Consider the following 6,299-nt stretch of genomic DNA (forward strand, 5'->3'; position numbering starts at 1 on the left):
GGCGCTTGCCGGCGCCGTTATGACGAAACAGGGAGAACGATGATGAAAGCGACGAAGGACGCTGGGCTGCGCGTTGGGTTGATGGCTTCGGTCATGTTGTTGGGCGGTTGCCTGACTCTGGACCCGTACCAAGTGGCGCGCGAGCAGAAACAGAAGGAAAAATGGCTGGGCACCCCGGTCGACGTGCCTGTGCAGGCGCCCGCTTTCGACGAGAAGCAGGCTCGGAAACGGCTGGTGGCAGGCAACGCTCGCATCCAGGGCGGGCTGTATCACCGGATCGTTCGCCATGGCCGGGATGCGGGTGTCGAAGACGGGTTGCTGGGTGTTGGCTCGAACGAGCAGTCGGCCGCCAACATCCGGGTGTGGCTGATGCCGCTGACCGATCACGTGCAGCAGTGGCTGCAGTTGGATGAGAAGAACCGGCAGGACCGCAATGGGTTTTTCACCAACAACAATACCCGCATCGAAAACCATATTCCCCATCCGAAGGTGTTTCGGCAGGCGTGGATGGCGCGCACCGATGCCAGCGGGAACTTCGTGATATCGGGCGTGGGACCGGGGCGCTACGCGCTGGTGTCTGACGACGTTGCCATCTACACCATGCGTCGCAAGGATCACCACGTCGGAACGGACTACCAAGCATCCGGCTACATGCAGAATGGCCATACCGTCACGCCCGTGGGCGGCACGGTGGCCCATGTGGAATCCACTTACCAGCGGATGAGGACGGTCGTGCGCTTCCGCAAGGTGCTGGAGGTGGCTGACCGTCAGGTGATCGATCTCGGTCGCGAGCGCATGTGGGTGCGCTGAGAAGGGCGCTTGGCCGCTCTCAAGCCGCCACCGAGTGGATCACCTCGCGCACACGCGGGTAGATCTGCTGGTTCCACTTGCGGCCGCTGAACACACCGTAGTGGCCCACGCCGGTCTGGATGTGGTGCGTTTTCAGGTAGGGGCGCACGTTCTTGCACAGGTCCTGTGCGGCGACGGTCTGGCCGATGGCGCAGATGTCGTCGCGCTCGCCTTCCACCGTCATCAGCGCGGTGCGGCGGATGGCGCCCGGGTTCACGGTGCGGCCCCGGTACTGCAGCTTGCCCAGGGCGAGGTCGTAGGTCTGGAACACCTTTTCCACGGTTTCCAGGTAGAACTCGGCCGGCAGGTCGTTGACGGCCAGGTACTCGTCGTAGAAGGTCTGGATGGTGCGGGCTTCGTCGGAGCGGCCTTCGACCAGGTGCTCGTACATGTGCTGGAACGACTGCTGGTGGCGCTCCATGTTCATGCTCATGAAGGCCGTGAGCTGCACGAAGCCCGGGTAGACGCGCCGCATGAAGCCGGCGTGCGGCAACGGCACATGGCTGATGAGGTTCTTCTCGAACCACTCGATGGGTTTGCCTGTGGCCAGGCGGTTGACCTCGGTGGGGTTGACGCGGCAGTCCACCGGGCCGGCCATCAGCGTCAGGCTGCGCGGGGTGGCGGGGTGGTTGTCCTCGGCCATCACGGCGGTGGCGGCCAGCGCCGCCACACAGGGCTGGCAGACGGCGACCATGTGCACGCCTTCACCAACCGTCTCCAGGAACCGGATCATGTAGGTGATGTAGTCCTCCAGCCCGAAGGCGCCGTGGCGCAGGCCGACGTCGCGGGCGTTGTGCCAGTCGGTGATGTAGACGTCGTGGTCCTGCAGCAGGGTGCGTACGGTGTCGCGTAGCAGCGTGGCGAAGTGTCCCGACAGGGGCGCGGCCAGCAGCACCGGGGGCTGGGGGGGCAGGCCGTCGGCGTTCTTGCGGAAGCGCAGCAGGGTGCCGAAAGGCAGTTTGAGCACCGGCTCTTCGGTCACCGGCACCTCGCGTCCCCCGACGAGCACGTTGTCGATGCCGTAGGCCGGCCGGGCGTGTGTCAGCCGCAGGCGGGAAATCACCTCGCAGGCGGCGGACATCTGGCGCAGCAGGGTTTTTTCGGTGTCCCGGACCCAGAGCGTGGCGCTCAGGTTCTGGGCCAGCAGGCGCAGGGGCGACAGCAGGTCGTTCTGGAGCTGATAGGCCTGGTACAGCATGAGCATCTTCCTGTGGATGCCGGGGCTGGCAGCAATTTGTGGGCCAGCTCACGTCGGCCGCAGCCATTGCACCGCCCTGGTGCGTGGTGGCCCGGTCGGGCCGTTTGCAGATGGCACAAGGCTTGCTGAGCGTCTGGCCTCAGAGGAGCAACTTGTCATGGCCAAAGCGGTATTGACCATCAGCAGCAAGAACTACGGCGCCTGGGCCCTGCGTGGCTGGCTCATGGCGAAACTGGTCAAGCTCGATTTCACCGAGCACGTGATCCCGCCCGACGACCCGGACATGAAGGCCGAGATGCTGCTGTTGTCGTCGTCCATGCGGGTGCCGGCGATCGATCACGACGGCGTGCATGTCTGGGACACGCTGGCCATCGGCGAATACCTCAACGAGATCAAGCCCAAGGCCGGATTGCTGCCGGCCGATCGGGCGGCCCGCGCCCATTGCCGCGCAATCTGCGGCGAAATGCACTCGGGGTTTTCGGCGCTGCGGTCGTCGCTGCCGATGAACATCAAGGGGCGGTTTCCGGGGTTCAAGATCTGGTCGCGCGCCAAGACCGACATCGAGCGCATCCAGGCGATCTGGCTGGACTGCCTGGAAACCTACGGCGGCCCGTACCTGTTCGGTGCCAAACCCTGCATGGCCGACGCGATGTTCGCGCCGGTGGTCACGCGTTTCCTGACCTATGACGTGGACATGCCCGAAGCCTGCGCCGCCTACTGCGGCCACATCATGGCCTTGCCGGCCATGCGCGAATGGGTGGCCGCGGCCCAGGCCGAGCCGGACGAAATCGACGAACTCGACGCGGAGTTCTGATCCACCCCCGCCGCGCTGCGCGCGACCCCCTCAAGGGGGCGATGCCTGTGGCCCGGCGCAGCCGGTTCCACGGCATCTGTGCTGGCTGAAGACACGCTGTTCTGAACGCTGGCCGTGTTCTCCCGGAGCACTTTTTCTGGCGGGATCGATTACGCTTCTGGCCAGGGGGTGGGGGGTGGAATGTCGCAAACCGGGTCGACATCCACGCTCTTGAAGTCGGCCGGCGACACGATTTCCAGGTATTCCATGTCCGGCGAGTAGTCGAACAGGTAGTGGCGGATGCCGGGGCGCTGGTGCACCACGTCGCCGGCCTCGACCAGGGTGACCTTGTCCTCGTACATGAACTTGGCCCAGCCCTTGGTCATGATCACGATCTGGAAGTCGGCTTCGTGGCGGTGCCAGCCCGTGCCGCCATCGGGTGGCAGGTTGGCCTTCACCAGGTGTGCGATCACCTTGCCGTGCGTGGCCTCGGCGACCCCCAGGTCGCGATACAGGAAAAAATCGCGCAGACCGCCGCCCTTGAAGTCGGTGTCGGCGGGTTTGACGTGGGAGAAGAGGGTTCCGGTCCGGTCCAGCATGGTGCGTTCCTTTCGGTGTGAGGGGGTTGGAGGCGGCCTGTGCCTGGCCGCTTTGCGTGATGCACAAAGCATTCCACGGTGCATCGGGGTTCGCGCTGGTGCGGCGTGCACGGCAAGGGCCCGGCGCACGTTGCCTGGCGCTGTGGGGTGCACCGTTGCGGCGCTGGCCGGGGATCCGCCTGCCCGGCGGGAGGCGGTGCATGCACCAGCGCGGGCTGTGGGCCCGGGGATGGCGTCGGGGATAATCGCCGGATGAGCGGCAACACCTTTGGCACCCTGTTTTGCATCACCAACTTCGGTGAATCCCATGGCCCGGCCATCGGCTGCGTGATCGACGGCTGCCCGCCCGGCATGGCGCTGACCGAGGCCGACATCCAGCACGATCTGGACCGCCGCCGCCCTGGCACCAGCAAGTTCGTCACCCAGCGCAACGAGCCCGACGCGGTCGAAATCCTCAGCGGCGTGTACGAAGGCAAGACCACCGGCACGCCGATCGCCCTGCTGATCCGCAACACCGACCAACGCAGCAAGGACTACGGCAACATCCTGCAGACCTTCCGCCCAGGTCACGCCGACTACACCTACTGGCAGAAATACGGCGTCCGCGACCCGCGCGGCGGTGGACGCAGTTCGGCCCGCCTGACGGCGCCCACGGTGGCGGCCGGCGCCGTGGCCAAGAAGTGGCTCAAGGAGAAGTTCGGCACCACCTTCCACGCCTGCATGACGCAGATCGGTGAAGTGCCGATCGGCTTCGAGAGCTGGGACCATGTGCCGAACAACCCGTTTTTCGCCCCGGTGGCCGACGTGTCGGCGCTGGAGGACTACATGAACGCGCTGCGCAAGAGCGGCGATTCCTGCGGCGCGCGCCTGCGCGTGGTGGCGCAGAACATGCCGGTCGGCCTGGGCCAGCCGCTGTACGACAAGCTCGACGCGGACATCGCCCACGCCATGATGGGGCTGAACGCCGTCAAGGGCGTGGAGATCGGCGCCGGCTTTGCGTCGGTCGCCGACAAGGGCTCCACCCATGGCGATGCGCTCACGCCTGGCGGCTTTGTCGGCAACAAAGCCGGCGGCGTGCTGGGCGGGATCAGCACCGGGCAGGACCTGGACGTGTCGGTCGCCATCAAGCCCACCAGCTCCATCCTGATCCCGCGCGACTCCATCGATGTGGCCGGCCAACCGACCGAGGTCATCACCAAGGGCCGCCACGACCCCTGCGTGGGCATCCGCGCCGCACCCATCATGGAAGCGCTGCTGGCCCTGGTGGTGATGGACCACGCGTTGCGGCACCGCGCGCAGTGTGGCGACGTACACGTGGACACGCCCGATATTGCCGCGGCTGGACGTGCCTGAGCAGAGCAGCAACGATCCGCCGCAGGGCCGCCCCAAGGCGGATCAGCCCCCTCGGGGGGCAGCGACCCGTGAAGCGGGGGAGCGTGGGGGTCAGGGATTCAGCGCCGGGCCGCCCCAAGCGGAATCCGCACCCCCTCGGGGGGCAGCGACCCGCGCAGCGGTGGAGCGTGGGGGTCAGGGATTCAGCGCCGGGCCGCCCCAAGCGGAATCCGCACCCCCTCGGGGGGCAGCGACCCGCGCAGCGGTGGAGCGTGGGGGCCAACAGCTCCTGCCGTTTGCCGCCCTGTCCGCGAGCTACTTCGCGCACATCGGCTTCTTCAACCCCTACCTGCCGCTCTGGCTGAAAGACCTGGGCTTCGGGCTGCTCGCCATCAGCGTGCTGACCTCGGTGCAGTCGGCCACGCGGCTGTTTGCGCCCTACGCCTGGGGCACGCTGAGCGACCGCACGGGCGAGCGCGTCAAGCTGCTGCGCTACGGGGCCACGGCGGCGCTGGTGTTTTCGCTGGCGCTGTGGTTCCCGCTCGGGCCGGTGGCGCTGTTCGGGGTGCTGCTGCTGATGTTCACCCACACCAGCGCCATGATGCCCATGAGCGAGGCGGCGCTGGCGCACCTGGTCAGCCAGGGCGGGGCGTTCGATCCGAAGCGCTATGGCCGGGTGCGCCTCTGGGGTTCGCTGGGTTTTCTGGTCACCGTGATGGTGGCGGGCTGGTGGTTCGAGCGTTTCGGCCTGGGCCATTTCCCGGGCTGGACCCTGGCGACCCTGCTGGCGGTGGTGGCCAGCGTCTGGTGCCTGCCGGACCACCGCGAAGCGGCGCACCAGGAGACCGACCACCCCGCCATCTGGCCGCTGCTGCGCCAGCCGCCGGTGCGCTGGTTTTTCGCGGCGGTGTTCTTCCATGTGCTCTCGCACATCTTCATCTATGTCTTTTTCTCGCTCTACCTGGACAGCCTGGGCTACAGCAAGACGGTGATCGGTCTGCTGTGGGCGGTGTCGGTGGTGATCGAAATCGGCTGGTTCTTCACCCAGGGCCGCTGGCTGCCGCGCCTGAGCCTCACCGGCTGGCTGGTGCTGGCCGCGGGGCTGATGGCGCTGCGCATGGCGCTGACGGCCGGCCTGCCCCAGGTCTGGCCGCTGCTGCTGGCGGCCCAGGCCCTGCACGCCATCACCTTCGCCGCCCACCACACGGTCTGCATCGCGCTCATCTCGCACCACTTTCCCGGCCGGCTGCGCGGGCGTGGGCAAGCGCTCTACACCGTGATCGGCTACGGCCTGCCGGGCGTGATCGGTGGCCTCGGCGGGGGTGTGCTGTCGCAGCGCCTGGGGCTGGCGAGCGTGTTCTGGCTGTCGTCGGCCTGTGCGCTGGTGGCGACGCTGTGCGCCTGGCGCCTGCGCCGCATCGAACACGCAGCCTAGATGTTGAGTTGCAATAGGTTGTTCCCGGAGAGCCGGGATGCTGGAGGCTTGTAGCCCAGTGCCGAGTGAGGCCTGCGGGCGTTGTAGTAGGCC

Annotated in this window: 6 protein-coding genes; 4 read left to right on the forward strand and 2 right to left on the reverse strand. The window is 67.0% G+C overall.

Features of this window, described 5'->3' with window-relative positions; all coding sequences use genetic code 11:
- Nucleotides 1-42: 42 nt before the first annotated feature.
- The gene (locus tag QQK43_RS18740; RefSeq protein WP_284308978.1) at nt 43-810 is read left to right on the forward strand and encodes a hypothetical protein; all 768 of its coding nucleotides are present in this window, start codon (nt 43-45) and stop codon (nt 808-810) included.
- Nucleotides 811-829: 19 nt separating this feature from the next.
- Here QQK43_RS18740 and QQK43_RS18745 read toward each other — a convergent pair whose 3' ends face one another.
- Entirely contained in the window at nt 830-2,047 is a 1,218-nt protein-coding gene (locus QQK43_RS18745) for a polyhydroxyalkanoate depolymerase (protein ID WP_284308979.1), read from the reverse strand.
- Between the two features lie 157 nt (nt 2,048-2,204).
- Here QQK43_RS18745 and QQK43_RS18750 point away from each other — a divergent pair, with 157 nt between their 5' ends.
- Nucleotides 2,205-2,861, forward strand: a complete 657-nt coding sequence (locus QQK43_RS18750; protein ID WP_234266880.1) for a glutathione S-transferase — start codon at nt 2,205-2,207, stop codon at nt 2,859-2,861.
- A gap of 149 nt (nt 2,862-3,010) precedes the next feature.
- On the opposite strand, the gene QQK43_RS18755 is transcribed toward QQK43_RS18750, so the two are convergent.
- Nucleotides 3,011-3,439, reverse strand: a complete 429-nt coding sequence (locus tag QQK43_RS18755) for a cupin domain-containing protein (protein WP_284308980.1) — start codon at nt 3,437-3,439, stop codon at nt 3,011-3,013.
- A 252-nt stretch (nt 3,440-3,691) separates the two neighbouring features.
- Here QQK43_RS18755 and aroC point away from each other — a divergent pair, with 252 nt between their 5' ends.
- Entirely contained in the window at nt 3,692-4,792 is a 1,101-nt protein-coding gene (gene aroC, locus QQK43_RS18760) for a chorismate synthase (protein ID WP_284308981.1), read from the forward strand.
- 244 nt (nt 4,793-5,036) lie between these two features.
- The gene (locus QQK43_RS18765; RefSeq protein WP_284308982.1) at nt 5,037-6,206 is read left to right on the forward strand and encodes an MFS transporter; all 1,170 of its coding nucleotides are present in this window, start codon (nt 5,037-5,039) and stop codon (nt 6,204-6,206) included.
- Nucleotides 6,207-6,299: the final 93 nt, after the last annotated feature.

This window comes from Hydrogenophaga electricum (assembly GCF_030160815.1).
Lineage (GTDB): Bacteria > Pseudomonadota > Gammaproteobacteria > Burkholderiales > Burkholderiaceae_C > Hydrogenophaga > Hydrogenophaga electricum.

Bases quoted from the DNA above. Each gene is read 5' to 3' on its own strand.
- QQK43_RS18740 (WP_284308978.1), top strand. From the start codon at position 43: ATGAAAGCGACGAAGGACGCTGGGCTGCGCGTTGGGTTGATGGCTTCG.
- QQK43_RS18745 (WP_284308979.1), bottom strand. From the start codon at position 2,047: ATGCTGTACCAGGCCTATCAGCTCCAGAACGACCTGCTGTCGCCCCTG.
- QQK43_RS18750 (WP_234266880.1), top strand. From the start codon at position 2,205: ATGGCCAAAGCGGTATTGACCATCAGCAGCAAGAACTACGGCGCCTGG.
- QQK43_RS18755 (WP_284308980.1), bottom strand. From the start codon at position 3,439: ATGCTGGACCGGACCGGAACCCTCTTCTCCCACGTCAAACCCGCCGAC.
- aroC (WP_284308981.1), top strand. From the start codon at position 3,692: ATGAGCGGCAACACCTTTGGCACCCTGTTTTGCATCACCAACTTCGGT.